Genomic DNA, 25,283 nt, shown 5'->3' with positions numbered 1-25,283 from the left:
GGTGTGCTCCGGGTCCGAGGGTGACCCGGAGCGCGCCGGACTCATTTCGGCAGCTTCGCCACCACCACGCGCGCGATGGATTCCGCTGTGCGGCAATTGGCTTCATTGTCCGATCCGCCCTGTATCCGGATCTCCAGCTGCTCGGTGAACTCGCCGAGCTCCCGGTACCGGAAGTCGCGGGTGCAGATCGAAGCCACAGTGCTCGCCGGAGCCAGCAGCACCCGGCCGTCGCCCAGATCGACCTCGGGATACTGCCGCGAGGTCGTCCGCTCGCGGCTCGCGGTCACCTTCAGATCCTGGGTGCCGGTCCACTGGCAGACGTGCGCGGCGCCCTTGGCGTTGTCGTCGGGCTGCGGGCCGAGCATCGCGGTGAGGGTCTCGCGGTCGACCAGCGTGCACGGGTCGACGAGCGCCAGTGACCCGGTGCGGTCGGCGGCGCGCGGCGGCGAGCCGATGGCGATCGACTTGGCGAGCGTGTAGTCCGCCAGCGCGCACTGATCGCCCTTGCCGACGGATACCCGCAGGCCCCAATGTTCCTGTGCGCCAGCTGTTTGCAGACCGCGTTCGCAACTGGACTCGTAGCTCGATCCGAGCACCGGGCGACCGGCCAGTGTGGTTCCGGTGCGGGTGAGCGCGTCGAAGTATCCGCCGGGCTGGAACGACAGCGTTCGATCCCGGCCGCCGACCGCGCGGCAGCTCCAGTCCGGTTCGGTCTGGAACTGCCACGTCGTGACGTCCGGCGACCAGGCGGGTACGAGGTTCTCCGGCAGTGTGGAGCCCAGCGCCGCGCGCAGCCAGCCGCAGGCGTCGGTGGCGCGCAGCTCGGCCAGCGTGTGCCGGGCCGGGTCGGTCGCTTTCTCGCCGTCCCAGCGCCACCAGGCCGCGCCCGCCGTGATCGCCACGACGAGTAATGCGACCAGGGCGGTGACCAGAATCCGTGAACGGCCGCGTCGGTGTGCGGAGGGTGCGCCGGCCATGGCGGTGCGGGTAGCCGGGTTCCGGCGCGCGCCCGGCAGTACCGAGGTGCCTTCCGGGTCGGCGGTCAGCACGGTCAGTTTGCTTGCCCGCCGGTCGATTTCCTGGTGAATGGGTTCCGGCCACGGCCGCCCGAACGACTCCGGCCGGCCGAGATACCGCAGGATCTGCGCGGGCGTGGGGCGCGCGGCCGGATCCTTGTCCAGGCAGGCGGTCAGCAGCTCCCGGAACTCGGGCGGCACCCGGGACAGGTCCGGGTCCACGTGCACGATATTGAACAGCGTGTAGGCCATGGTCTGCGCCGCGAACGGATGCGTGCCCGTCGCGGCGTTCATCAGCAGCACACCCAGCGAGAACACGTCCGAAGCGGACGAAACACGCTCCGACAGCGCTTGTTCCGGTGACATGAAGGCGGGAGAGCCCAGTGCGGAACCGGTTTCGGTGAGACCGCCCGGATTCTCCGCCAGCTGCGCGATACCGAAATCGATGACCCGGGGACCGTCGGCGGCCAGCAGCACATTGGCGGGCTTGAGATCTCGATGCACCAGCCCGGCGCGATGCACCGCCTCCAGCGCCGCCGCGAGCCCGGCGGCCAGCATGCGCAGCGCGGGCACCGGCAGCGGACCCCATTCGGAGATCACCTGATCCAAGGGCACGCCCAGCACGAAGGCCGACGCCAGCCACGGGTCCGGCGCATCGATGTCGAAATCGATGACCGGCGCGGTGAACGCGCCCGAAACCCGGGTCGTCGCGGTCACTTCCCGGCGGAAGCGGGCCCGGTACTCGGTTTCCCCGAGCAGATGGCCGTGCACCTGTTTTATCGCCACCAAGCGGCCGTCCGCGCCGGCTCCGAGCAGCACGCGGCCCATACCGCCCGCGCCCAGCACGCCGAGGATCCGGTAGCGGCCGATCTGGTGCGGATCGTCCGGACCCGGTCGCTGGACGGTCATTTCGGCAGCTGGGGTAGTACCGCGGCCATGGCCTGCTCGGCCCGATCGCAGGAGGTCGCGTTGTCATCGCCCCAGCTGCCCAGCATGATGTTCACGACGTCCGCCTTCTTGTCGGCGGTGGGGCGAACCATGTACTTCAGCGTGCAGTTCCCCTGGCCGTACTTGGTCACGCCGTCATCGAGATAGACGGTCTTGCCGTCGACCTGCGTGGTCGGTGGGGCCTTACCTGACAAATCGGGCATATCAGGCCGGCTCGTCTCACTGAGTTCGAGGCTCATGAAGAACTTGTCGCTCTCCAGATAACAGGTTCCGGGTTGGAGCAGATACCGGGATGCGGTGCCGCCGAGCGACTTCGCGGCCGCTGGCTGATCCAGCAGGGCGCACGGCTCCAGGCGACGGATCGAATTGCCGGGCACGGACAGCTGGGGCGGGTTCACGGCCAGTTGGTTGGCGATCGAGAGGATGCCCGCTTCGGCTGCCTTGCACGATTCGGCGCCCTTCCCGCCTGCCGCCACCTCCAGTACCACCCGCGGGCTGTTCTGGGTGACCACTCGGCGCTTGCAGCCGGTGGTGTCCAGGAAAAGCCCGTAGATCGGCATCCACGCGGCGGAACCGCCGGTCGGCGTCCACTTGCCCAACGTGTCCGACGCGGGGCCGGTGAAAGTGAGGCTCAGGCTGCGTTTCTCGCCGGATGTGGGGGTGAAGGAGGAGGTGCAGCCGCCGGAGATGTCGGTTTTTAGTTCGCCGGTGCGCTGGCCGATCGTGGCGATTCCCGCCTTCTCCACCACCGCACAGGCGTCCAGCAGCTGCCATTCCGCCCCGGTCAGCGCTACCGGCGGATTAGTCATCGGGGCGGCATGCCCGGATTGCAGGGCCAGTTGGCGCGCACCCATGCCGGTACAGATGAGCAGCGCCACCGCCCCCGCCGCGGCCGCGGAGCGGAGGACGGCGCGTTTGCGCCGGGCTTGCAGATCCGCCAGCTGCGCTTGATATTTCGCATGTTTGGCGGTGGTCTCGGCCCACCATTCGGAATCGGTGCGATGGGTGGCGATCACCTCGCGCACCGCACCCGGCCATACCGGTTCGGCCTCGACCTGCCCGGCCGCCGCCATCAGCTCCTCGGGTGTCGGGCGCTGCTCGGGATGCTTCGCCAGGCAGCGACCGACGATGTCCCGCAACGGTTCCGGCACCCGGGAGATATCCGGCGGGTTGTACATGACGTTGTAGAGCACCTGCGGGGTGGCGGTACCCGCGAACGGGCTCGCCCCCGTGGCGGCCATGGTCAGGATCGCGCCCACCGAGAACACGTCGGCGGCCGGGGACAGCGGCTGGCCCTGCGCCTGCTCGGGCGACATGAAGGCGGGGGAGCCGATCACCGAGCCGGTGGCGGTGAGCTGGGCATCGCCTTCCAGCGCTCGCGCGATACCGAAATCGATCACCCGCGGGCCGTCGGTGGAGAGCAAGACGTTGGCGGGCTTGAGATCTCGGTGAATGAGCCCGGCCCGGTGGATCTCCATCATGGCTGCTGCCAGGCCGGCGGCCAGGAGCCGCAAGCCGCCCAGCGAGAGCGGTCCGGTCTCCTCGACCACCGTCTTCAGCGACGGGCCGGGGATGTACTCGGTTGCCAGCCAAGGGGTCGGCGATTCGGTGTCGCTGTCCACGACGCCGGCGGTGTACGCGCCGGTGACCTTACTGCTGGCCTGCACCTCGCGATGGAAGCGGGCGCGGAATTCGGCATTGCCCGCCAGGTGCGGGTGAATCCGCTTGACCGCCACCAGTCTTCCCGACGGCGCCTGGCCCAGCAGTACCCGGCCCATGCCGCCCTGGCCGATCACGGCCACCATGCGATTGCGGCCCAGCCATTCCGGATCCTTGGAACCCAAGCCCTTCATTCGCCGTCCTTCAATACCGCGTACTCGGCGGCAGCCAGTTGGCGCACATCCGACTCTTGATTGCTGAACACCTCCGCGACGTACTTCCCGTGCGGGATCAGGCAGCGGAAGCGATGTGCGGTGGCCACGGTCGGATCGGCCTGGGCCGCCTGGAGACACCCGATTTCGGGGACGTCGGCGACGCCGCTGATCGGCGCGTACTTCGAAACGCCCGGGTCGGCGGCCAGCTGAGCGGCGAACCCGGTCGCTGCGGTGGCGTCGGGGAGGCGATACAGATACTTGTTGTCCGACACCGCGATCGCATCCACCCCGGCGTCCCGGTATCGCTTGGCAGCGGCTGCCGGGGTTGTACTCCTGACCGCGAAGGCTCGAGGACCGTAGACGGCGAAATCCCGTTGGTCCGGGGTACCGTTACCGGTCCGCACCAGCCGGGTGAGGAGTTTGTCGCGGTCCAGCTTCAGATTCGGCTCGTCGGCTTTGGTGGAGGCCACGGTGTAGTCGGCCAGCAGTGCGGTCTGCAGCTGGTAGGCCTTGGACGCGATGGCGACCATGCGGTCCAGGTTCGGTTCGCGGATCTGCACGTACATGCCGATCACCACGGACTTGTATGCCATCCAGGTGCCCATGTCCGGACGGCCCGGACGCCAATGGCTCAGTGCCGTCGGCTGATCCGGGATCGGGAACGGGACGTTCTCGGCGTTCAGCCGGAAGTCCTCGGCTTCCACGGCCGCGGCGGCCGCGGTGGCGGCCTGCTCGTCCGGGAAGGAGAGCAGCGCCACCGTCAGTTCGTAATGATCTTCGTGCGCACCGAGGTACGCGGTGTCCGCCGCATCCGCGATATAGGCGCCGAGCAGGTCGAACGGCACCAGCGCTTCCGCGCGTACCGCGGTGGCGTTCTCAAGGCCGTGCGACTGGTAGATCACCCGGCCGCCGCGGCTCGCCGTCAGCTCCGGCGCGACGTCGCTGCCGTACACGATGCGGTCGGCCAGGCGCAGGCTCTCCGCCAGGCGGCCCCGGCCGCGGTCCGCCCCGTCGTCGTATTCGCTGCCCGGGCGTTGGATCGAGTATGTGCCGTAGCGTGAATCCGCCTGGCTCGAAGCGGAATCCGAGCCGCAGGCGGCGGTAAACCCGCTCATGGATACCGCGGCCAGCGCCACCGCAGCGAGCCGGTGGAACCGGAACCGCATAACCCCCCCTCGGTCCGGCGGCAGCGCGCACGGACTTTTCGACTGCCAACTGAACCGAGCGACTGTCCGGTCTCGGTCGGCGTCAACCTATCACCGGCGCGCCGGGCCCAGCCAGCCGAGAAACCGGTGGCGGGGCACCCGATTTGTGCCGGTCGGGCGGTGCCGCTGATCAGCCGCGATGACGGCGGTGATCGACGACGAAATCGTCGGCCACCGTGGCGGCGAGCTCCACGTACGCGCGCTTCACCGGCTTGCTCAGGCGATGCAGGTCGATCTCCGCGCCCTCGCCCAGATGCGGGTCGTAGGGGATGATGTGGACCGCGCGGCAGCGGGACAGGAAGTAGTCACGCAGCTGGTTGATGCCCACGTTCGGCGCGCCCGGGCGGGGCAGGTTGATGACGACCACCGCGTTTCGCACCAGATGGTCGTGGCCGTGCAGTGACAGCCAGTCCAGGGTGGCCGCCGCACTGCGCGCACCGTCGATGGCCGAGGACGAGATCAGCACCAGCGAATGCGCGAGGTCGAGCACGCCCGCCATGGCCGAATGCATCAGCCCGGTACCGCAATCGGTGAGGATGATGTTGTAGAAGCGCTGCAGAATCCGCGCCACGGCACGGTATTCCTCATCGCTGAAGGCTTCCGACGCGGCCGGATCGCGTTCGCTGGCAAGCACTTCCAACCGGCTGCCGCCCTGGGAGGTATGCCGCCGCACATCCGAGTACCGCTGAATGTTCGGGTCCAGCAGCAGATCTCGTACGGTGGACCGCGTCTGCAGCGGTACGCGCTGCGACAGGGTTCCGAAGTCCGGGTTCGCGTCCACCGCGATGACCCGGTCCCCGCGAATGGAAGCGAAGGTCGACCCCAGGCCCATGGTGGTGGTGGTCTTACCGACGCCGCCCTTCAGCGACAGCACCGCGATCCGGTAATCCCCGCGCACCGGCTGCCGAATTCGCGCGACCAATTCCTGCAGCCGCCGCTCCTCGGCCGACATGCCGGGATTGATGTTCCCGCCCGACATGTGATGCACAGCCTTGCGCCATCCGGTCCCGGGCGCCTTCTTGGCCCGCCGCATCGGCACATCGTCGAGCGAAGGCGCCGGACTCCCCGGTGCACCCCCACCCCACTGCGGCTGCCCACCCCACTGCTGTCCGCCAGGCCCCTGCGGCTGGCCCCACTGCTGCCCGTCCGCCCCTTGCCGGGCGGCCTGCTGCTGCGCGGCCCACGCGGCCAACTGCGGGTCCACAGCGCCGTGCTGTGCCGGCTGGCCGCCCTGTGCCCAGTTGGCCTGGTGGCCAGCGGCGTCCGCGCCTTGCTGTGCGGGTTGGCTGCCCTGTGCCCAGTTGCCCTGGTGGCCAGCGGCGTCCGCGCCTTGCTGTGCGGGTTGGCTGCCCTGTGCCCAGTTGGCCTGGTGGCCAGCGGCGTCCGCGCCTTGCTGTGCGGGTTGGCTGCCCTGTGCCCAGTTGCCCTGGTGGCCAGCGGCGTCCGCGCCTTGCTGTGCGGGTTGGCTGCCCTGCGCCCAGTTGGCCTGCTGCCCAATGGCATCCGCGCCGGCAGGTGGGGTCGCGCCCGGCTGGCCCTCGGTCGCGGGATCGGATCCCGGCTGTCCCTCGGCCCCGAGACGCGCGTTCCCACCCGACTGCCCGGGCAGTTTGCTGGGCCGCTGTCCGCTCGCCTCGTGATCGGGACGCGCTTCAGCGGATTGCCCCGCCTCGTGCGGGCCACCGCCCTGGGGCGCATTCGCCGGCGCGGCCGTACCGGCCTGCTGCCCCGGACCGGTTGCGATCCCCCCGCCATTCCACTGCGCAGGCGAACCGACCGGGCCGTTCTGCTGCCACGGATTCGGCTGGGATGCGGGACCGGGTGACGGCACGCCGTCCGGAGCAGTAGGCGCATTCGGCCCGTATCCAACCGGCGGCACCAGCGGATTCGACCCGGACTGCGTCGAAGATCCCTGCGGCATTGGCGCATTCGAGTGCGGCGCAAGCGGCTGGGAGCCGGTCCCTGGAGGATTCATCCCCGGTGCGAAGCGGCCACCATTCGTTCCCGGACCGCCCGGCGAACCGTTGGTCTGCCACGGATTCGGCTGCGAAGCAGGCCTGTACGGTTGGGCACCACCGACGTTGCCCGGCACCGGATTCGACTCGGAGCCGACCGGCGGCGCGAACGGATTCTGCCCGGTCCGGGGCCCCGGCCCCGGTCCCACCGGGGAATTCGGATCACCCATGCCCGGCGGCACCGAGCTGGGCGCGCCGGACGGATAAGCAGGCGGGGCCATACCGACTGGGCCGGGCGCCATATCGCCCGGCCCGAGAGGCTGCGCGGGCGGTGCCATATTGCCCGGGCCCAGGGGCTGAGCAGGTGGGGCCATATTGGCAGCGGCCGGCGTATGCGGAGCCGGAGCCGCCCACTGGTTGCTCGGATCAGGCTGCGGAGCGGCCGGGCCGGGCATACTCGGCTGGCCGTGCTCGACGTCACGCGGACCGTAAGGCGACGGGCCCTGCTGATTCGCCCACGAATCCAGCTGCGGCCCACCGGCTGCCGGGAAACCCTGCGACGGAGTCAGCGGCGCATCGATCGCGCGATGCCTCCCACCGGTCACGGGCAACTGTCCGGTGCTGGGTTCGCCTTCGGCATTCGAAACGTCGGAGGAATCCGGAGCCTGCGCATCTGCGTCGGCATTCTCGCCGGACGGCGTGCCGATGAGTCCGGAGGCGGCAGCCGCCTGCGCTGCGGCGGCAACCGGATCGAAGTCGGAGGTTCCACGAATGGGTCCGCTCGCCGCCGCCCACGCCGCGTCGGTCGGGTGCAGACCGATCGGCGACGGGGTCCCCGCGGCATTGGGGGCACCCACGGTTCGGGAGTCGGCCGTTGCGGAGCTCGGACCGGATTGTGCTGCGGCAGTGGCTGGATCGGTATCACCGGCCGCGGCGTCGAGGTCGGAGCTGTTCCTGGTTTGTGCGGCACCGATCGGATCGGAGGCAGCCGAGTCCGATTGCGGGATACCGCTCGAGCCCTGGCTGCCAGCAGGCGCCGCGAGGTCGGAAGGGCCGGAATCTGCGGTTGTTCCCGTGGTATCGGGGCCGACGGCCGGGCGGTTCACCGGCGGTGTGACCGCACCGACCCCGGGACGCGGCACGGCGGTCGCCGAATCCGAGGCCGCATTTCCATCGGGGGAGTTCGAGTTCCCTTGTGCGGTGGTCGTTTCGGGTTTCGGTCCGGTCGGCGCACCCGCTGTGGAGCGGGTGTCGGCCGCCCCGCCGGGTGCCCGCGTGGAATCGGTCGCGGGGTGGGCCGCGCTGGGGCGGTCTGCCGACGTGTGACCGCGGCCGGTCGGCGAAACCGTCTCGGGTGCAGCACTGTCCGGGAAACGGGTGGTGGCCGCGGCGTTTGCCGGGCCGGGTGCGGCGGTGCCGGGATCGCCTGCCGGATTCGGCGGCGCAGGGATCTCGGGGCGGCCGGGTGGCGTCACCGGAACCCGTGTCGTGAGATCGGCCGGGCCGACGGTTCCCGGCGTCGAGGCAGCCGCGGTCGGCGGCGGCGGAGGCAACGGAACCCGGGCCTGGTGCGGCGTGGACGACTGTGGTTGCTGCGCTTCGGCGTTCGGCTCAAGTGGCGCCGGCGACGGGGGAGCCGGAGGCGACGGGGGCAGCGGCATGCGAGTGGTCATCGCGGCCGGGCCGGATGCCGCCTGCGGCTCCGGGTTGGGCCGGTCGTTGCTTGTCTGGGGCGACGACGGCGGTAGCCGTCGATCACCGGCGAGGTCGGGCTGTGGCGGCAGTTGCCGGCCGGGCCCGGGCCCGGGGCGCGATGGGAGGCCACGATCGCCTGCCGAGTCGGGGTGGGCCGGCAGCCCCTCGTCGCTCGCGAGGTCGGGGCGCGGCGGGAGTCCGCGGTCGTGCTGCGGCGGAAGCTGGCCGCCGCCATTGCGGTTCGCTGCGGGCGCGGGCGGGAGACCCGGGTCGGTGAGAGGCGGCATCGGGGGGATGCGGGTGTGAACGGTCGGGTCCGAGGGGGCCACGGGCGGGCGCGGCGGGACCGGGTCGGGTCCCGTGAACGGGGGCGGGGCCGGGATGTGCGGTGGTGCAGGGGGATTCGCGGGACCGCGCAACTGTGACGGGGTCGGCGGGTCAGCCGGACCACGCTGCTGGGACGGTGTCGGCAGGTCGGCCGGACCGCGCTGTTGAGGCGGGGTCGGCGGATCGGCGGGTGTCCGCTGTTGGGGCGGGGTGGCCGGTTGCGCGGGTGGCTGGGCGGCGGAGGACCAGCGCTGGGTGGGGGCGGCCGGGCTGGCTGGAGGTTGCGCCGGAGCTACCGGGGGCCGGTAGGGCTGAGATTCGGGGGCGCGGCCGTCGGTGGGGGACGGGGGCTGGCCGGGCTGGTTCCACGAGGGGGTCGGCGGGATGCGGACCGGTTCGGGGGTGTGCTCGGGTTCGGGGGCCGGGGCGTCCTTGCGGGACTTGCGGCGGCCGAAGAAGCCGCGGGAGGACTTCTCCTCCGGGATCGGGTCCTCCTGGGGGAGGTTGCGTACGGGCTCTTCGTAACCGGCCGGCGTGACCTCGTTCTCGGACAGCCACGGCGGCAGCATGGGGAGGCCGTCGTTGGTGCGACTCACATCTACCCCTCGTACCCCTGAGTCCCGATCTTGCTCGATTGCGAGGCCAGTTTAGCGAGAGTCGGCGGGGCTGTCCGGGGGAGGCGGGACGAGAAGGTGTTCTGGCGCACGTCCGGGCGGCCGTATTTGGCCGCATCTGGGGATACGGGTAAGCTTGGCTGCTGGTGCGTTCTCAGAGTGGTTGTGGCATGTCCGCATGCGGGCCCGCTGAGTATCGCAGCTGGTCGACGCAAATGCACGACGAACTGTGACGACCCACCAGCCGTACAGAGCATGAACCAACCAGGTTCAGCCTAACCGGGATCGCGGAGGATATGGCGAAGAAGGAAGGGGCCATCGAGGTCGAGGGCCGGGTTATCGAGCCGTTGCCCAATGCGATGTTCCGGATCGAGCTGGAGAACGGTCACAAGGTTCTCGCGCACATCAGCGGCAAGATGCGGCAGCACTACATTCGTATCCTGCCCGAGGACCGCGTCGTCGTGGAGCTTTCGCCCTACGACTTGACCCGCGGTCGCATCGTCTACCGCTACAAGTGAGTTTCCGGGGCCTCGAGTCCCGGTTTTCCCCGGTCGAACTGACCGGGGAACAACTGTGTTCACGGCCAGTGGACACCAACCCAGATTGGATCTGACGTGAAGGTTCAGCCGTCCGTCAAGCCGATCTGCGAGAAGTGCAAGGTGATTCGCCGTCACGGGCGAGTCATGGTGATCTGCGAGAACCTGCGCCACAAGCAGCGTCAGGGCTGAGTCCGGTCTTAGCGCCGGGCTCACCGGGGTTGTTTTCCCGGTCGCTCACCAGCCAAGCACCGAACGCGGTTCGGATTGGCTAGAAGAAGAACTCCCAGCACCAGTCGCCGTCGCCGAGTCCCGTCAGGGGCGGATGGCGGCCTTCCCCCGGCACGGAGGCCGGGGCCCCACACGCGGGGACGGACTGGGAGCAGACCTCCGCAAAAGTAAGGAATCGCCAAACATGGCACGTCTGATGGGCGTCGACCTCCCGCGCGAAAAGCGCATGGAGATCGCGCTGACCTACATCTACGGCATCGGCCGTACCCGCGCCAAGGAGATCCTGGCCGAGACCGGCGTCAGCGCCGATCTGCGTTCCAAGGACCTCAGCGATGACGACCTGACCAAGCTCCGCGATTACATCGAGGCGAGCGAGTTCAAGGTCGAGGGTGACCTGCGTCGCGAGGTGCAGGCCGACATTCGTCGCAAGATCGAGATCGGCTGCTACCAGGGCCTGCGGCACCGCCGCGGTCTCCCCGTGCGCGGCCAGCGGACGAAGACCAACGCCCGCACGCGTAAGGGTCCGAAGAAGACCGTCGCCGGTAAGAAGAAGTAGGGATAGCGCATGCCTCCGAAGAGCCGGGCCGCTGGCCCGAAGAAGACTCAGAAGTCGCGTCGCCGGGATAAGAAGAACATCCCGCACGGCCACGCGCACATCAAGAGCACGTTCAACAACACGATCGTGTCCATCACCGACCCGGAAGGCAACGTCATCTCGTGGGCGTCCTCGGGTCACGTCGGCTTCAAGGGTTCGCGTAAGTCGACCCCGTTCGCCGCGCAGCTCGCTGCCGAGAACGCTGCCCGCAAGGCGCAGGAGAACGGCGTCAAGAAGGTCGACGTGTTCGTCAAGGGCCCGGGCTCCGGTCGTGAGACCGCGATCCGTTCGCTTCAGGCTGCCGGCCTCGAAGTGGGTTCGATCTCTGACGTCACCCCGCAGCCGCACAACGGCTGCCGTCCGCCCAAGCGCCGTCGCGTCTAGCGGGAAAGGATTTAACGAAAAATGGCTCGTTATACAGGCCCCATCACCCGCAAGTCGCGTCGTCTGCGCGTTGACCTCGTCGGAGGCGACCAGGCGTTCGAGCGTCGTCCTTACCCGCCCGGCCAGCACGGCCGCGCGCGGATCAAGGAATCCGAGTACCTGATGCAGCTCCAGGAGAAGCAGAAGGCTCGTTTCTCCTACGGCGTCATGGAGAAGCAGTTCCGCAAGTACTACGAAGAGGCGAACCGCCAGAAGGGCAAGACCGGCGACAACCTGCTGCGTCTGCTCGAGGCTCGTCTGGACAACGTCGTGTACCGCGCCGGTCTGGCTCGTACCCGTCGCCAGGCTCGTCAGCTCGTCTCGCACGGCCACTTCATCGTCAACGGCGTGAAGGTCGATGTGCCGTCGTACCAGGTCTCCCAGTACGACATCATCGATGTCAAGGAGAAGTCGCTGCCCACGCTGCCTTTCCAGGTTGCGCGTGAGACCGTAGGCGACCGCCCGGTTCCGGGTTGGCTCCAGGTCGTTCCCGGCCGCCTTCGCATTCTGGTGCACCAGCTCCCCGAGCGTGCGCAGATCGATGTTCCGCTGCAGGAACAGCTGATCGTCGAGTTCTACTCGAAGTAATAGGTGCGCGTAAGCGTGCCGCTGGTTGCGGCTCTGTAACCCACAGAGCCGCAACAGTTCCCAATCGTGAGCGTCAAATAGTGGGCGCTCGAAGGAGGAAATTCCATGCTGATTTCACAGCGACCGACGCTGACCGAAGAGGTCGTGTCCGAGAACCGGTCGCGGTTCACCATCGAACCGCTGGAGCCGGGCTTCGGTTACACCCTCGGCAACTCGCTGCGCCGCACCCTGCTCTCGAGCATTCCGGGTGCCGCGGTCACCAGCATCCGCATCGACGGCGTGCTGCACGAGTTCACCACGGTTCCGGGCGTGAAGGAAGATGTCACCGACATCATCCTGAACCTCATGGGCCTCGTGGTGTCGTCCGAAGAGGACGAGCCGGTCACCATGTACGTGCGCAAGCAGGGCCCGGGCACCGTCACCGCCGGTGACATCGTCCCGCCGGCCGGTGTGACCGTCCACAACCCGGACATGCACATCGCCACCCTGAACGACAAGGGCAAGCTGGAGATCGAGCTCGTTGTCGAGCGCGGTCGCGGCTACGTTCCTGCCGTGCAGAACAAGGCCTCGGGTGCGGAAATCGGCCGGATTCCGGTGGATTCGATCTACTCCCCGGTCCTGAAGGTGACCTACAAGGTCGAGGCGACTCGTGTCGAGCAGCGCACCGACTTCGACCGGCTCATCCTGGATGTCGAGACCAAGAACTCGATCTCCGCTCGGGATGCGCTGGCGTCGGCCGGTAAGACCCTGGTCGAGCTGTTCGGCCTGGCGCGCGAGCTGAACGTCGAGGCGGAAGGCATCGAGATCGGGCCCAGCCCGGCCGAGGCCGACCACATCGCTTCGTTCGGTCTGCCGATCGAGGATCTGGATCTGACCGTGCGGTCCTACAACTGCCTCAAGCGCGAGGGTGTGCACACCGTCGGCGAGCTGGTTGCCCGCACCGAATCCGACCTGCTGGATATCCGGAACTTCGGCCAGAAGTCCATCGACGAGGTCAAGGTCAAGCTGCACTCGCTCGGCCTGTCCCTCAAGGACTCCCCGGCTTCCTTCGATCCGTCCTCCGTCGTCGGCTACGACGCGGCGAGCGGCACCTGGAGCGACAGCGGTTCGTTCAGCGACACCGACAGCGGCGAGCAGGACTACGCCGAGACCGAACAGCTTTAGGCAATTCGGGGTGTAGCGCCCCGAATCGGCCTTAGACACAGGAGATTCCAACAATGCCCAAGCCCAAGAAGGGTGCCCGCTTCGGCGGGACGGCGTCGCACCAGAAGGCGATCTTCGCCAATCTGGCGACGGCGCTCTTCGAGCACGGTCGCATCACGACCACCGAGGCCAAGGCCAAGGCGCTGCGCCCCTACGCCGAGAAGCTTGTCACCAAGGCGAAGGGCGGCACCCTTGCCGACCGTCGCGAGGTGATGAAGGTGATCCGTAGCAAGGATGTCGTGCACAGCCTCTTCGCCGAGATCGGTCCCTCGTTCGAGGGTCGTGACGGTGGCTACACCCGGATCATCAAGACCATCCCGCGCAAGGGTGACAACGCGCCGATGGCGATCATCGAGCTGGTTCGCGAGAAGACCGTGACCAACGAAGCCGATCGCGCCCGTCGCGTTGCCGCCTCGCAGAAGGCCGCCGAAGCCCCCGCCGCCGAAGAGGCCGTGGTCGAGGCCGAGGCTCCGGCCGCCGAGGAGAAGAAGGAAGACTAGTTCTTCCTTCCCCACTCTTGGGGTTCTCAGGGGTAAACCCTGAAACCCCAGTCGAGTGGGACCGGCTCCAAGCGGGAAAGCCCATGAGTGAGCCCGCCGTCCCCTCCGGGTCGGCGGGCTTTCTCCATGTTAACCAGGAGATCGCTGTGACGGTTGAGGATCTGCCGCCGGGGCCGGTTGCGGTTCGGGTACGACTGGATATCAGCTATGACGGCACCGATTTCACGGGGTGGGCGCGGCAGCCCGGATTGCGCACCGTGCAGGGCGTGCTCGAGGAGTCGCTGAGCAAGGTGCTGCGCGAGAGCGTGCAGTTGACCGTGGCGGGGCGGACCGATGCGGGCGTGCACGGGGAGGGGCAGGTCGCGCATTTCGACACCCGCGCCGAGGTGGACGGGCCCAAGCTGGTGCATCGGCTGGCCCGGTTTCTGCCGAAGGATGTGCGGGTCAAGGACGTTCGCATCGTGCCGCCGGAATTCGATGCCCGGTTCTCGGCGATTCGCCGGCATTACGCCTATCGGCTGACCACCGCGGCCTATGGTGCGGAGCCTTTGCAGGCGCGGCATGTGGTGCCCTGCCGGTCCGGCGTGGATCTCGAAGCCATGCGGGAAGCCTCGCGAAAGCTGTTGGGGCTGCACGATTTCGCCGCGTTCTGCAAGCGGCGCGAAGGCGCCACCACCATTCGCGAATTGCAGCGTTTCGACTGGGAGCAGGATGGTGACCTGCTCACCGCGTACGTGAGCGCCGACGCCTTCTGCTGGTCGATGGTGCGCAGCCTGGTGGGCGGCGTGCTCGCGGTGGGCGAAGGCCGCCGCACCCCCGACTGGATCGCGGGTTTGCTGAACGAACGCGAACGCTCCAGTTCGGTCACGGTGGCGCCGGCGCACGGCCTGAGCTTGATCGCCGTCGACTATCCTGCCGACGCGGATCTTGCGGCCCGGAATGCGCAGACCCGTGAGGTGCGGACCGTCGCGAACGCCGAAGGTTGTTGCGGGGACTGACTTTTCGGTAGGGCGACACGCCGGCCGCGCGGGTCGCGCGAAGCTTCGCGCACCCCGAGGTATTCGGCATGGCGGATCTCGCGGCCGGGGACCGTGGGGGCATGAGCCGAAACAGGGGGCGTAAGGCGCGTAAGCGCGGCGGGCAGGCGAGCGGAGCCCGACTCCGCAGGCCGGGATCGTGCGGTTGCCCGCGCTGCCGGCGCGGCGAGTTCGATCCGTGGCAGTTACTGGAAGGCGTACTCGCGGGCGCGGCCGAATTACCGGCCGATGAGGGCGCGTTCGAAGGCGAGCTGCTGGCTGCCGCCGTGTCCGAGTTCGGCGGACAGGGCGGACCCGCCTTCGCACAAGCTTTCACCGCCTGGTGCGTGCTGCTACTGGAGACCCGCCCCGGCCCGGCCGCGCTAGGGGTGTTGTGCGGTTTGTCCCGTCTCGCCACCGGTGCACCGGCCGCTGCGGCAGCCGCGGCGGTGGACCGCCTCGTGCTGGCCGGAATCGCTTTGCCGCCGTGGGCATCTCGGCTCACCGAGCCGGTACGACCTGACGAGTTCGCACGCGTGAACTCGCTGGACGGCATCGGCGCGGCGCTGGTGGGCACTTTCGAGCGATCAGGCTGCGCGCACGGATTCCTGCTCGAAGTCGATACTCTCGCCGACGGCTCGGCCGGACAGATCGTCCCGTTCGTCGGCAGGGAATTCGAGACCGTCGTGAGCCTCGCACGCGATCGGTTCACCGGCGACGCCGAGACCCTGCCCGCAGCCGAATTCCGGCGTCAGGTCGAAGTCGCACTCGCGGTCCGCGCCGAGTTGGACTTCGCCGACCTCCACGCCGGCGTCCTCCCGTTCGACGAACCGGTCGACGGCATTCCGCCGTTCAGTGTCTCCGCCCGTGTGCTCCGCGCTCACCTGCGCAGCATTGCACTGGAGTAGGCGTCTGTCACCGAGCTGGCGTGCCCGGGTATGCCGCGTGCGCATGCCCGCTACGAGTCCGGCGTCCCGAGTGCTCGTCTCGCTGCTCGTTGCCTGTTGGCCGTTGCGCGTTGCGCGTTGTGTGTTGCCTGTTGGCCGTTGTGCGTTGCCTGTTGGCCGTTGGCTGTTGCCCGTTGCCCGTTGCCCGTTGCCCGTTGGCCGTTGGCCGTTGGCTGTTGCCCGTTGGCCGTTGGCCGTTGCCCGGTTGCCGGTTGCCCGTTGCCCGTTGCTCGTGTGGCTGGGCGGGTCCCAGCGTCGGTCGCGGCGATCCGGTGGTTGCGGTGGCCGGGTGCAATGCCTCGATGTGGGGCGGGTTCCGGCGGTGGCGTGCGGATTCCGGGCGGTGCGGCGTGGCGGGGAGGGGACGCGGTGGTGGGTATCCATTGCGCAAGTTGCGGTTCGTCATCATGCATGCGGCGAACATCGTTCACCGGGGCGAAAGTTTAAATATCTCAGGGGATTTCGCGTTCGGCGGGGAGGAGTGGTGCGACAATCGGCGCATGAGCGGCGGCTCTGAGCCCGCAGTAGTCGAGGTCCGGTCCACCCCGGAGGTTTCCGAGAGGGAGGCATTCGAGCAGTGGGAGGCTGCGGTAGCGCAGGCGTATGTACCGCTGGTCGTCACGCCGGTGGCGCCGGGGGAGTTCCGGGCGCGGATCGTGCATTCGAGTTTCGCCGATATCGAGGTGTCGACGGTCGCGGCCACCGGGCAGCGGATCAGCCGGATACCGAGGCTGATTCACGAGCCCGATGAGCCGTACCTGTTCGCCACCGTGACCACGCACGGGCGGGGGTGGCTGGAGCAGGACGGGCGGGTCGGGGAGATGGCCGACGGCGGGTTGATGCTGTACGTCAGTTCCCGGCCGTTCACGGCGCATTTCGAGCACTCGTGGGCGGTGTCGGTGGTGCAGGTGCCGCTGGCGCAGGTGGTGGTTGCGGCGGGGATTCCGGCGGATCGGCTGCCGACGGCGGTGCGGTTACCCCCGGTGGGAGCGGCGGGCATCGTGGGGCGGTTCTTCTGCGGGCTGGCCCGGCTGCAGCATTCGGATCCGATGGAGGCCGCCATCCTGGCTCGGCACGGGACCGGGCTGCTCGCCTCGGTGGTGCAATTGGCCGCGGGCGAGATGCCGCGCGAGGAGCCCGGGCAGGCGCTGGCCAAACAGCGGGCGCTGGGCTTCCTGGAGCGCAACTACACCGATCCGGCCTTGACGGTCGAGCAGGTGGCCGCCGCCTGCTCGGTGTCGCGGCGCACCCTGTACCGGCTGTTCGAGGACGGTGAGGACGGGGTTGCCGCCATGTTGCGGCGGTTGCGCATCGAACACGCCGTGGCGCTGATCCGGACCGATCCGGCCCGCCCGCTGCTGTCCATCGCGCGGGCCGCGGGCTTCGTCTCCGAGCGCCAGTTCTATCGGGCATTCAAACGCGAAACCGGTATGACGCCGGGCGAATTCCGCCTACGCCACGCCTGAATTGCGAGTTTCATTGTGAATAGTCCGAATTCGCGCCGCCGCTGACCGGGCAGCACGCGAACGGGTTGAAATGCGTTGGCCGGGCGGTACCCGGTGGGAAGATACCGGTGTGGATCAAGCCGCCGTCGGCACGGTCGAGGTGTGCTCCTCGTCGACTGTTTCGCCACGCCAGGCCTTCGAGCGCTGGGAGGCGCTGGTGGCCGACGCCGTCGTGCCCTCGGCCATCGAGCCATTGCACGACGGTCATTGGCGCGGCCGCGTCACCAGCACCCAATTCGATCGTTTCAGCGTCTCGCTGATGCGGGCCAGCGCGCAACGCGTGGTGCGCTCCCGGAAACTGGTCGAACAGTCCGAGGGTGAGTTCCTGCTGGTGAATATCGTGCTGGACGGGACGAATTGGACCGAACAGGGCCGCAGTACCGCCGAATCGCGGCACGGTTCCATCGCCTTCTTCGACAGCGCCCGGCCCCTGGAAAGCCGCACCACCGAGAACTCCACCTCCGCCATCGTGCGCGCCCCCATGAACCTGGTCCTGGAACACGCCGGCCTGCTCCGCGAGGAATTGCCCACGGCCACCGCGATTCCCATTACCGGCGCGCTCGGCGTGGTGGCGGGCTTCTTCCGCGGGCTGGCCGAACTACCCCCGGGCGAAGCCGAAAAGGCCGCGGCGGTAATGAGTTCCGAGGGCGCGAGCATGCTGGCGTCGGCGCTCCTGCTGGCTTCGGGCAGGGATTCGCCCGCCCCGTCGGATTCGCTCTACACCCGTCAGCAGATCCTGACCTACCTGCGCCGCCGCTTCACCGATCCGGACCTCACCATCGACGAGGTGGCGCACGCCTGCCTGGTGTCGCGGCGCACGCTGTACCGGGTGTGCGAGGGCTTCGGCGGCCCGGGCGCGCTCATGCGCCGGATGCGCGTCGAGCACGCCCGCCGGTTGCTGCGGGTGGACCCGGCGCGCCCGCTGGCGGCGGTTGCCGCGGCGTCCGGATTCGCCAGCGATCGCCACTTCTACCGGGCGTTTCGCGAGGAAACCGGCCTGACGCCCGGACAATTCCGGGTGCGGCTGGACGCAGGCACTCGCGGTCGGTAGCCCGGCACGCTACGTCGGTGCCGTGAGCGTCGCTTCGGCGAAAGGTGATTGCACAGCAATCCCGTTCGCGTCGAAGGAGCCCCGAGGTGTCGACGAAGGTGCGAGTGGCGGCTGTCCAGGCGGAACCGCGCTGGCTGGATCTGCGGGCGGGCGTCGGGCAGGTCATCGAGCTGATCGAGACGGCCGCCGCGGGCGGTGCGCAACTGATCGCTTTCCCGGAGACCTTCCTGCCCGGTTACCCGTGGTGGCTGTGGCTGGATTCGGTGAGCTGGGGGCAGGGTTTCTTCGCGCGCTATCGCACCAATTCGATGACCGTGGGCCGCACCGAATTCCGGCGGATCGCCGACGCGGCGCGCCGCCATCGCATCCACGTATTACTGGGTTTCAGTGAACGCTGCGGGAGTTCGCTGTACATGTCGCAGTGCCTGATCGATGATCGCGGGGTACTGCTCGGAGTCCGGCGCAAGCCCGAACTGACCCCGTTGGAGCACCGGATCTTCCGGAGCGGCGAGGCCGGCGAACCCCATGTCTTCCGGACCGGTATCGGCCGGATCGGCGTGCAGGGTGGCTCCGAGCAGTTGCACCTGCCCGCACGGCACGAGCTGGAACGCACCGGCGCGCAGGTGCACATCGTGTCGTGGCCGGGTTTCATCGTGGCGCGGGACGTGGAATGGGGTGTGCGCGTGAACAATGCGGCCACGCTCTGGTACGCGGTGGTCGGGCAATTGCACGTGGTCGCGGCCTGCGCGGTGATGGATGTGGCGGGTAGCGAGAGCCGGCACGGGAACGACCCGGCCAAACAGCTGGTACGCGGACCCGGCGGGCACGCCCGGATTTTCGCCCCGGGTGGTGACGAGCTGGGCGCGCCGCTGGGCGGACACGAGGAGGGGATCGTCTACGGCGACCTCGAGCTCGAACTGTCCGCCGAGTCCGCGGCCTAGCCATACGCCCGTATTGGCTGTGTCGCTTCGTATCTGACAGAATTCCTGCTATTCGGCCGTACCCGGTCGGCTGGTTTGTCGAGGGATGCGGAGTGGATCGGTCGGACGCGGTCAGTCGGATAGAGGTGCGATCCGGGCCCGAGACATCGGCGAGTGAGGCATTTCAGCGCTGGGAAGAGCAGGTCAGCGCGGCGTATGTGCCCTTGGCGGTATCACCAGTACAGACTGGTCGGTTTTCTGGTTTCATCGAGCACTCCCGATACGGCGATATCGACCTCAGCGTGGTCGGATCCAGCGCACAGCAGATCCATCGCACCGAACGGCTCATCGCCGACGCCGACGACCAGTACCTGATCGCCAGCATCCCGGTGGCCGGCAGCGGCCGGCTGCATCAGGACGGCCGCATCGCCGAGGTGCGTCCCGGCGAAATGGTCTTCTACGACACCACCCGCCCGTACCACTGGGAAATGGAACGGGAATGGGAGCAGGTGGTGCTGCAGGTCTCCCTGACCCGCCTGCGCGAGCGCTACGGCGTAGCCGGTCCGGAGGTCCCGACCGCGACCGCCTTCGGTCGCTCCACCGCGCCCGGGGTGGTCGCGCAGTTCTTCCGCGGCCTGGCGCGGCTGCAGGACCAGGATCCGGATGGGGCCGCGCTGCTGGCCGAATCCGGGATGGATCTACTGGCCGCGGCGGTGATCGCGGCCGCCGGCGGGACGGTGCGCGATCAATCCGCCGATGCGCTGAATCGGCAGCGGGTACTGGCTTATATGCGCGCGCATTGCGCCGATCCGGACCTGGGTGTCGATCGAATCGCACAGGGGTGCAGAATGTCTCGGCGCACCCTGTATCGCGTTTTCGACGAACTCGAAGGCGGTCCGGGAACCGCTTTGCGGCGGATGCGAATCGAACGTGCTTGCGAATTGCTGCGTAATGCGCCACAGTTGCCGCTGTCGGCGGTCGCGAAAGCGGCGGGTTTTCTCACCGAACGCAGTTTCTACCGGGCATTCCGGCTCGAAATGGGCACCACACCCGGCGCATTCCGGGCGCTGGTCTGAGCATCGTTGGCATGATCGGTCCGAAAGACGGCACACACTGGCACTGACATTCCGTAAATGATTGGCAAGCATCAGCTTTCATGAGGAATGCGCGATGAGGAATACGGTGCGAGTCGCCGCCGTCCAGGCCGAGCCGAAATGGCTGCGGTTGTCGGACGGTGTCGAGCAAGTCGTCGAACTGATCGGTGCGGCCGCGGCCGAGGGGGCCCGGTTGGTCGCGTTTCCGGAGACGTTTCTACCGGGGTATCCGTGGTGGCGGTGGGTGGAATCCAATCAATGGAATGTCGAATACTCGACTCGGTGCCGCGAGAATTCGATGACGAGAGACGGCGCCGAAATGCGGAAGATCGCAATTGCGGCGCGTCGCAATGACATTCACGTGGTGCTCGGATTCGGGGAACGACAGGAACGCCGGATCTTCATGGCGCAGGCGGTGATCAGCGATCGCGGCAAAGTGCTCTCGGTGCGCCGCAAGGCCGGGTTGAACAGTGTCGAACGCAAGGTGTTCGCCTCGGGCGCGCCGCAATTGCCGGCCGTGCACCACAGCCCGTTCGGCAGCCTGGGCGCGCTGTCCGGGCAGGAGAACCAGCGCACCCTGCTCACCCGGGCGCTGCGCGCGGACGCGGAATCCATTCATGTGGCGGCCTGGCCGGGCGGACCCGCGGTCGAGACCTCGCCCGCCCAGTCCGGCCCGACGGTGAGCCGGATGTACGCGCTGGAGGGCAGCGCGTTCGTGCTGGCGCCGTGCGCGGTGGTCGGCGACACCGGCTGGGGCGGGGCGGCCGGGGTACGGACCGGGCAGGCGCACATCTTCGCGGCCGATGGCGGTGAGGTGGTGCCGGCGCTGGCCGAAGGGGCCGAAGGCATCCTGTACGCCGAACTCGAACTGGGCGCGGGCGAGCTCGCCGATCCCGATCGCGGGCCGCGGCTGGATCCGCGCGGGTCGATGCGCGGGCCGCAGCAGGCGCGGGGCTGGGGTGCGGGTCCGCGCTCCCGGACCGGCCAGGAGGCGCGTGCCATGCCCGCGGTGATGGGTTTGTCTCCGCTGTTCGCGGCGGCCTGCTGAGGTTCGCCGGGGACGGCCCTGGAAAGCTAAGCGGCCCGGCGGGAATCCCGCCGGGCCGCAGCGCTGTGTGATCGATTCAGGAGCGCACCAGGCGGGCGATGGCGTCGGTGGCTTCCTTGATCTTGGCTTCGGCCTCGGGGCCGCCGGCGACGGCCGCGTCGACCACGCAGTGGCTGATGTGATCCTCGAGCAGACCCATGGCCACCGCCTGCAGCGCCTTGGTCATGGCCGAGACCTGGGTGAGGATGTCGATGCAGTACTTCTCCCCCTCGACCATCCGCTGCAGGCCGCGAGCCTGGCCCTCGATGCGGCGCAGGCGCTTGAGGTAGTCGTCCTTGGCGGTGATGTAGCCGTGCGCGCCGTGATCGTGGCAGGACTCGTCCGTGGTGGTGGTGGTCTGCTCGTTCGTCATCGACCGTGTCCTCGCTCCCGGCCTTGTCGGGCCCTCGCCATTGATACCCCCCGAGGGTACACGCGCGGTGCCGGGACTGCCAGCCGCGCGGCGCGGGGCCGGATGTGATGTCGGCCCGGGTGGGCGGACCTGGCACCGGCATCCATGCACGAGTGCGCAAGAATCGAGCCATGAGTTCGGATTCTCGGGCCACGCTGGCCATTATCGGCGGTAGCGGGTTCTACGACTTCTTCGGCGACGACGCGACCACGGTCGAGGTCGAGACCCCGTTCGGGGCGCCGAGCGCGCCCATCACCATCGGTCAGGTGGACGGGCGCGCGGTGGCGTTCCTGCCGCGGCACGGGCGCAAGCACGAGTACTCGCCGCACACCGTGCCGTACCGCGCCAATATGTGGGCGCTGCGCTCGCTGGGCGTGCGGCGGATCTTCGGGCCGTGTGCGGTGGGCTCGCTGCGCGCCGACTGGGGTCCGGGCACCGTCGCCGTTCCCGATCAGCTGGTGGATCGCACTTCCGGGCGTGATCAGACCTTCTACGACGCGGGCGGCGTGCACGTCTCCTTCGCCGATCCGTACTGCGCCGAGCTGCGCACCGCCGCCATCGGCGCGGCCGTGCCGGAGCTGCCCATGAAGGATCAGGGCACCATGGTCGTGGTGCAGGGGCCGCGCTTCTCCACCCGTGCCGAGAGCCGCTGGTTCGCCGGGCTGGGCTGGGAGCTGATCAATATGACCGGTCATCCCGAGGCCGTGCTCGCCCGCGAACTCGAAATGTGCTACTCCGCAATCGCTCTGGTCACCGACCTGGACGCGGGCCTGGAGTCCGGTGAAGGCGTCACCGCCGCCGATGTTTTCGCCGAGTTCGAGCGAAACCTGGTGCCGTTCAAGGCGCTCGTGCGCGGCGCGGTCGCCGCCGTCGAAGGCGACGACACCTGCGACAAGTGCCGCGTGCTGACCGGCACCGGCGTGCAGCTGCCCTTCGAACTGCCGTAGTCGGCCAGGCCGGGTTCACCCGGTCACGGATGCCTCGAACCGCCGCCGGTCACCCGACCGGCGGCGGTTTCCGTTCGGCGGCTATCCGCCGTCCCCAGGTCCCACCCGTACTCCTGTGCCGCAGGCGATTACAGCGGCCTCCGGGGAATCGGGCGCCCGTCGCGGGTCGCCTACGCTGAAGAGATGAGCACGGACGGACACGACGGTGTACGGGTGCTGCTGACCGGCGCCGCCGGCTTCATCGGGGGACACGTGCATCGCGCCCTGATCGCGGCCGGGCACGAGGTACTCGCCGTCGACGCCATGCTGCCGATGGTGCACGGTCCGCATCCGATGCCGCCGGAAGACGTACTGGCACTGGATATCCGGGATCCCGACGCGCTCGAACCGCTGCTGCGCGGCATCGACGTGGTATGCCACCTGGCGGCAGCCGTACCCCTCCCGGATCTCCCCGAACCTCCCGCCGGACCGGCTCGGGGCCGACCTGGACGGCGCGAGGACCTAGGTCATGGCACGGGACCGTGTGTGCGCGGCGGCGCGGCCGAGAGCCGGGACAGCGGCGGGGGCGAGAAGCCCGTTCAGGCGGGTATGCAGCGGGCGGCGCTGTACGCCTCTCACAATGACGCCGGGACGGCGGTCCTGCTGGCGGCCATGGAACGGGCGGGCGTGCGGCGGCTGGTTCTGAGTTCCTCGGTGGCGGTGTACGGCGAGGGCCGGTATCGCGGGGTGCGCAGCGGGCCGTTCTTCCCCGGCATCCGCCGCCGGGCGGACCTGGACCGCGGCCTGTTCGATCACCGCGAGCCGCGCAGCGGAGAAGTGCTGACTTGGGAGCCACTGGGCGAGGATGCCCCGCTGCGCCCCCGGAGCGCTTACGCGGCAAGCAAAGTCGCGCAGGAGCACTACGCCCTGGCCTGGGCCACGAGCACCGGATCGGCGGCGACGGCCTTGCGCTTCCATCACGTCTACGGCGACCCGATCCGCGACGGCCGGCCGCTACGCTCCGCGGAATCCGGTGTGGCGGCCCGCTTTCGCTCCGACCTCCGCGACGGCCGCGTTCCCCGAGTATTCGAAGACGGCGGCCAGGTAAGGGATTTCGTCCACGTCCGCGACGTCGCCGCTGCCGTAGTGGCCGCCGTGGCCCGCCCTTTGACCGGTTTCGTCCCGCTCAATATCGCCTCCGGCCGTCCCCTCACCCTCTGGGAAGTGGCTTCGATCATGGCAAAAACCCTCGACGCCCCCGGCCCGGTCGTCTCCGGCCAATACCGCCTCACAGACATCCGCCACCTGGTTGCCAGCCCCGACCGCGCCCGCCACGCCCTCGACTACACCGCCCGCATCCCCCCGGCGCGTGGCCTCGCCGACTACGCCGCGAGCAGCGTCGAGCGCCACTGATCGGGGAGTCCGGCAGACATTGACTGCCGCCCGGCCGGGAGCGACTGGCTGGTGTCGTGCGGGCGGCCGGGGATGGCACTTGCGTTTTGGCAGCTGTTTACCGGCGCTGCTGACTCGGCTCAGTGGCGATCGGTCGGAGCGAGGGTGAAATAGGGCGGGTCGGGTGGGTGTTGGACCGGAGGTCTGTGCCGAATCCGGAGGAGTCTCATGATCGACGTGCCGTTGTCCGTGCTGGAGCTCGCGCCTGTGGAGAGTGGGCGGAGTCCGGGGGAGGCGCTGGGGGCTACGACGGAGTTGGCGCGGCGGACGGAGGCGCTGGGATATCGGCGGTTCTGGGTGGCGGAGCATCACAATATGCCGGGGATCGCCAGTTCGGCGCCGGCGGTTTTGCTGGCGCATGTGGCTGCGAATACTTCGACCATCAAGGTGGGGTCGGGTGGGGTGATGTTGCCGAATCATGCGCCGCTGGTGGTGGCGGAGCAGTTCGGGACGTTGGAGGCATTGCATCCGGGGCGGGTGGATCTGGGGATCGGGCGGGCGCCGGGGACCGATCAGGCGACGGCGGCGGCCTTGCGTCGGACCACCGAGGGGTTGAACGCGGAGCATTTTCCGCGGGAGCTGCGGGCGCTGATCGACTACTTCCGGGATGCGGGGCCGGGCGGGATCAAGGCCACGCCGGGGCGGGGGCAGGAACCGGATATCTGGCTGCTGGGGTCCAGCGGGTACAGCGCGCAGGTGGCGGCGGCGCTCGGGCTGCCGTTCGCGTTCGCGCATCACATCAGCCCGGGCAATACGGTGGCGGCGTTGCGGTTGTATCGGGAGAACTTCCGGCCGTCGGAGGCGCTGGCCGAGCCGTACGCCATGGTGGCGGCATCGGCGATCTGTGCGGATACCGACGAGGAGGCCGACTTCCAGGCCACGCCACGGGATCTGGCGTTCCTGTATCTGGTGAGCGGGCGGCCGCAGGCGCTGCCGTCCCCGGAGGAGGCGGCGCGCTTCGAACCCGACCCCCAGCAGCGGCAATTCATCACGCAGCGGCGGTACGGGCAATTGCTGGGATCGCCCGCCACGGTGCGCGCGCAGGTCGAGGAACTGCTCGCCGAGACCCAGGCCGACGAGCTCATGCTCAATACCCTGGTCTACGACATCGACACGCGCACACGCTCGTTCGAGCTGATCAAGAAGGCCCTGGCGGCTTAGCC

General features: G+C 68.8%; 23 protein-coding genes. 18 read left to right on the top strand and 5 right to left on the bottom strand.

The annotated features are described in order from the left end of the window. Positions 1-41: 41 nt before the first annotated feature. The 4 genes from LTV02_RS26765 to LTV02_RS26750 form a co-directional block, all read right to left on the bottom strand. A complete protein-coding gene (locus LTV02_RS26765) occupies positions 42-1,925 on the bottom strand; it encodes a serine/threonine-protein kinase (RefSeq protein ID WP_233034611.1) in 1,884 nt (627 codons plus the stop codon). After that, positions 1,922-3,817, bottom strand: coding sequence for a serine/threonine-protein kinase (locus tag LTV02_RS26760; protein ID WP_233034610.1), 1,896 nt, complete (start codon positions 3,815-3,817; stop codon positions 1,922-1,924). The genes LTV02_RS26765 and LTV02_RS26760 overlap by 4 nt, the downstream gene beginning before the upstream one ends. Further along, complete coding sequence (locus LTV02_RS26755) at positions 3,814-5,004, bottom strand: DUF7373 family lipoprotein (RefSeq protein ID WP_233034609.1); 1,191 nt, start codon at positions 5,002-5,004, stop codon at positions 3,814-3,816. The genes LTV02_RS26760 and LTV02_RS26755 overlap by 4 nt, the downstream gene beginning before the upstream one ends. Positions 5,005-5,173: 169 nt before the next feature. Then, complete coding sequence (locus LTV02_RS26750) at positions 5,174-6,964, bottom strand: MinD/ParA family ATP-binding protein (protein WP_233034608.1); 1,791 nt, start codon at positions 6,962-6,964, stop codon at positions 5,174-5,176. A gap of 1,147 nt (positions 6,965-8,111) precedes the next feature. On the opposite strand from LTV02_RS26750, the gene LTV02_RS26745 reads away from it, so the two are divergent. From LTV02_RS26745 to LTV02_RS26675, 15 genes are all read left to right on the top strand, one after another. Then, positions 8,112-8,324, top strand: coding sequence for a hypothetical protein (locus LTV02_RS26745; RefSeq protein WP_233034607.1), 213 nt, complete (start codon positions 8,112-8,114; stop codon positions 8,322-8,324). 1,606 nt (positions 8,325-9,930) lie between these two features. Continuing rightward, positions 9,931-10,152, top strand: a complete 222-nt coding sequence (gene infA / locus LTV02_RS26740) for a translation initiation factor IF-1 (RefSeq protein ID WP_040804562.1) — start codon at positions 9,931-9,933, stop codon at positions 10,150-10,152. Between the two features lie 96 nt (positions 10,153-10,248). Beyond that, positions 10,249-10,362 carry a 50S ribosomal protein L36 gene (rpmJ, locus tag LTV02_RS26735; RefSeq protein ID WP_033085975.1) on the top strand — a complete coding sequence of 38 codons (114 nt, stop codon included), beginning with the start codon at positions 10,249-10,251 and terminating at the stop codon, positions 10,360-10,362. A 223-nt stretch (positions 10,363-10,585) separates the two neighbouring features. After that, positions 10,586-10,957, top strand: a complete 372-nt coding sequence (gene rpsM, locus LTV02_RS26730; RefSeq protein WP_233034606.1) for a 30S ribosomal protein S13 — start codon at positions 10,586-10,588, stop codon at positions 10,955-10,957. 9 nt (positions 10,958-10,966) lie between these two features. Beyond that, the gene (gene rpsK / locus LTV02_RS26725; protein ID WP_019045110.1) at positions 10,967-11,380 is read left to right on the top strand and encodes a 30S ribosomal protein S11; all 414 of its coding nucleotides are present in this window, start codon (positions 10,967-10,969) and stop codon (positions 11,378-11,380) included. Positions 11,381-11,401: 21 nt separating this feature from the next. Then, entirely contained in the window at positions 11,402-12,007 is a 606-nt protein-coding gene (rpsD, locus tag LTV02_RS26720; protein WP_067711827.1) for a 30S ribosomal protein S4, read from the top strand. A gap of 105 nt (positions 12,008-12,112) precedes the next feature. Further along, positions 12,113-13,171 carry a DNA-directed RNA polymerase subunit alpha gene (locus LTV02_RS26715; RefSeq protein ID WP_233034605.1) on the top strand — a complete coding sequence of 353 codons (1,059 nt, stop codon included), beginning with the start codon at positions 12,113-12,115 and terminating at the stop codon, positions 13,169-13,171. Positions 13,172-13,224: 53 nt separating this feature from the next. Beyond that, the gene (rplQ, locus tag LTV02_RS26710; protein WP_233034604.1) at positions 13,225-13,710 is read left to right on the top strand and encodes a 50S ribosomal protein L17; all 486 of its coding nucleotides are present in this window, start codon (positions 13,225-13,227) and stop codon (positions 13,708-13,710) included. A gap of 83 nt (positions 13,711-13,793) precedes the next feature. Further along, positions 13,794-14,708 carry a tRNA pseudouridine(38-40) synthase TruA gene (gene truA, locus LTV02_RS26705; protein ID WP_408639262.1) on the top strand — a complete coding sequence of 305 codons (915 nt, stop codon included), beginning with the start codon at positions 13,794-13,796 and terminating at the stop codon, positions 14,706-14,708. Between the two features lie 101 nt (positions 14,709-14,809). Next, a complete protein-coding gene (locus LTV02_RS26700; protein WP_233034602.1) occupies positions 14,810-15,634 on the top strand; it encodes a hypothetical protein in 825 nt (274 codons plus the stop codon). 539 nt (positions 15,635-16,173) lie between these two features. Then, entirely contained in the window at positions 16,174-17,139 is a 966-nt protein-coding gene (locus tag LTV02_RS26695; protein ID WP_067711797.1) for a helix-turn-helix domain-containing protein, read from the top strand. 109 nt (positions 17,140-17,248) lie between these two features. Then, positions 17,249-18,229: an AraC family transcriptional regulator gene (locus tag LTV02_RS26690; RefSeq protein ID WP_269821562.1), complete on the top strand. Its 981-nt coding sequence runs from the start codon at positions 17,249-17,251 to the stop codon at positions 18,227-18,229. Between the two features lie 86 nt (positions 18,230-18,315). Then, positions 18,316-19,170 carry a nitrilase-related carbon-nitrogen hydrolase gene (locus LTV02_RS26685; protein ID WP_233034600.1) on the top strand — a complete coding sequence of 285 codons (855 nt, stop codon included), beginning with the start codon at positions 18,316-18,318 and terminating at the stop codon, positions 19,168-19,170. A 92-nt stretch (positions 19,171-19,262) separates the two neighbouring features. Beyond that, entirely contained in the window at positions 19,263-20,225 is a 963-nt protein-coding gene (locus LTV02_RS26680; protein WP_332909536.1) for an AraC-like ligand-binding domain-containing protein, read from the top strand. A gap of 94 nt (positions 20,226-20,319) precedes the next feature. Then, a complete protein-coding gene (locus LTV02_RS26675; protein WP_233034599.1) occupies positions 20,320-21,291 on the top strand; it encodes a nitrilase-related carbon-nitrogen hydrolase in 972 nt (323 codons plus the stop codon). A 76-nt stretch (positions 21,292-21,367) separates the two neighbouring features. Here LTV02_RS26675 and LTV02_RS26670 read toward each other — a convergent pair whose 3' ends face one another. Further along, positions 21,368-21,703, bottom strand: coding sequence for a metal-sensitive transcriptional regulator (locus LTV02_RS26670; RefSeq protein WP_233034597.1), 336 nt, complete (start codon positions 21,701-21,703; stop codon positions 21,368-21,370). A gap of 170 nt (positions 21,704-21,873) precedes the next feature. Between LTV02_RS26670 and LTV02_RS26665 the strand changes: the two genes are divergently transcribed. The 3 genes from LTV02_RS26665 to LTV02_RS26655 all read left to right on the top strand — a co-directional run bounded on the left by LTV02_RS26665 (position 21,874) and on the right by LTV02_RS26655 (position 25,281). Next, a complete protein-coding gene (locus LTV02_RS26665; protein WP_233034596.1) occupies positions 21,874-22,689 on the top strand; it encodes an S-methyl-5'-thioadenosine phosphorylase in 816 nt (271 codons plus the stop codon). Positions 22,690-22,872: 183 nt separating this feature from the next. After that, positions 22,873-24,081, top strand: a complete 1,209-nt coding sequence (locus LTV02_RS26660) for an NAD-dependent epimerase/dehydratase family protein (protein ID WP_233034594.1) — start codon at positions 22,873-22,875, stop codon at positions 24,079-24,081. A 207-nt stretch (positions 24,082-24,288) separates the two neighbouring features. Continuing rightward, on the top strand, positions 24,289-25,281 hold the full coding sequence (locus LTV02_RS26655) for an LLM class flavin-dependent oxidoreductase (protein ID WP_233034593.1): 993 nt from the start codon (positions 24,289-24,291) through the stop codon (positions 25,279-25,281). The last annotated feature ends 2 nt before the right edge of the window (positions 25,282-25,283 follow it).

This window comes from Nocardia yamanashiensis (assembly GCF_021183565.1).
In the GTDB taxonomy this organism is placed as follows: domain Bacteria; phylum Actinomycetota; class Actinomycetes; order Mycobacteriales; family Mycobacteriaceae; genus Nocardia; species Nocardia yamanashiensis.
The sequence above is the reverse complement of the archived record's forward strand: the minus strand, read 5'-3'. Positions and strand labels throughout refer to the sequence as shown.

Bases quoted from the DNA above. Each gene is read 5' to 3' on its own strand.
- LTV02_RS26765 (WP_233034611.1), bottom strand. From the start codon at position 1,925: ATGACCGTCCAGCGACCGGGTCCGGACGATCCGCACCAGATCGGCCGC.
- LTV02_RS26760 (WP_233034610.1), bottom strand. From the start codon at position 3,817: ATGAAGGGCTTGGGTTCCAAGGATCCGGAATGGCTGGGCCGCAATCGC.
- LTV02_RS26755 (WP_233034609.1), bottom strand. From the start codon at position 5,004: ATGCGGTTCCGGTTCCACCGGCTCGCTGCGGTGGCGCTGGCCGCGGTA.
- LTV02_RS26750 (WP_233034608.1), bottom strand. From the start codon at position 6,964: ATGCCGCAGGGATCTTCGACGCAGTCCGGGTCGAATCCGCTGGTGCCG.
- infA (WP_040804562.1), top strand. From the start codon at position 9,931: ATGGCGAAGAAGGAAGGGGCCATCGAGGTCGAGGGCCGGGTTATCGAG.
- rpsM (WP_233034606.1), top strand. From the start codon at position 10,586: ATGGCACGTCTGATGGGCGTCGACCTCCCGCGCGAAAAGCGCATGGAG.
- rpsK (WP_019045110.1), top strand. From the start codon at position 10,967: ATGCCTCCGAAGAGCCGGGCCGCTGGCCCGAAGAAGACTCAGAAGTCG.
- rpsD (WP_067711827.1), top strand. From the start codon at position 11,402: ATGGCTCGTTATACAGGCCCCATCACCCGCAAGTCGCGTCGTCTGCGC.
- LTV02_RS26715 (WP_233034605.1), top strand. From the start codon at position 12,113: ATGCTGATTTCACAGCGACCGACGCTGACCGAAGAGGTCGTGTCCGAG.
- rplQ (WP_233034604.1), top strand. From the start codon at position 13,225: ATGCCCAAGCCCAAGAAGGGTGCCCGCTTCGGCGGGACGGCGTCGCAC.
- truA (WP_408639262.1), top strand. From the start codon at position 13,794: ATGAGTGAGCCCGCCGTCCCCTCCGGGTCGGCGGGCTTTCTCCATGTT.
- LTV02_RS26700 (WP_233034602.1), top strand. From the start codon at position 14,810: ATGAGCCGAAACAGGGGGCGTAAGGCGCGTAAGCGCGGCGGGCAGGCG.
- LTV02_RS26695 (WP_067711797.1), top strand. From the start codon at position 16,174: ATGAGCGGCGGCTCTGAGCCCGCAGTAGTCGAGGTCCGGTCCACCCCG.
- LTV02_RS26675 (WP_233034599.1), top strand. From the start codon at position 20,320: ATGAGGAATACGGTGCGAGTCGCCGCCGTCCAGGCCGAGCCGAAATGG.
- LTV02_RS26670 (WP_233034597.1), bottom strand. From the start codon at position 21,703: ATGACGAACGAGCAGACCACCACCACCACGGACGAGTCCTGCCACGAT.
- LTV02_RS26665 (WP_233034596.1), top strand. From the start codon at position 21,874: ATGAGTTCGGATTCTCGGGCCACGCTGGCCATTATCGGCGGTAGCGGG.
- LTV02_RS26660 (WP_233034594.1), top strand. From the start codon at position 22,873: ATGAGCACGGACGGACACGACGGTGTACGGGTGCTGCTGACCGGCGCC.
- LTV02_RS26655 (WP_233034593.1), top strand. From the start codon at position 24,289: ATGATCGACGTGCCGTTGTCCGTGCTGGAGCTCGCGCCTGTGGAGAGT.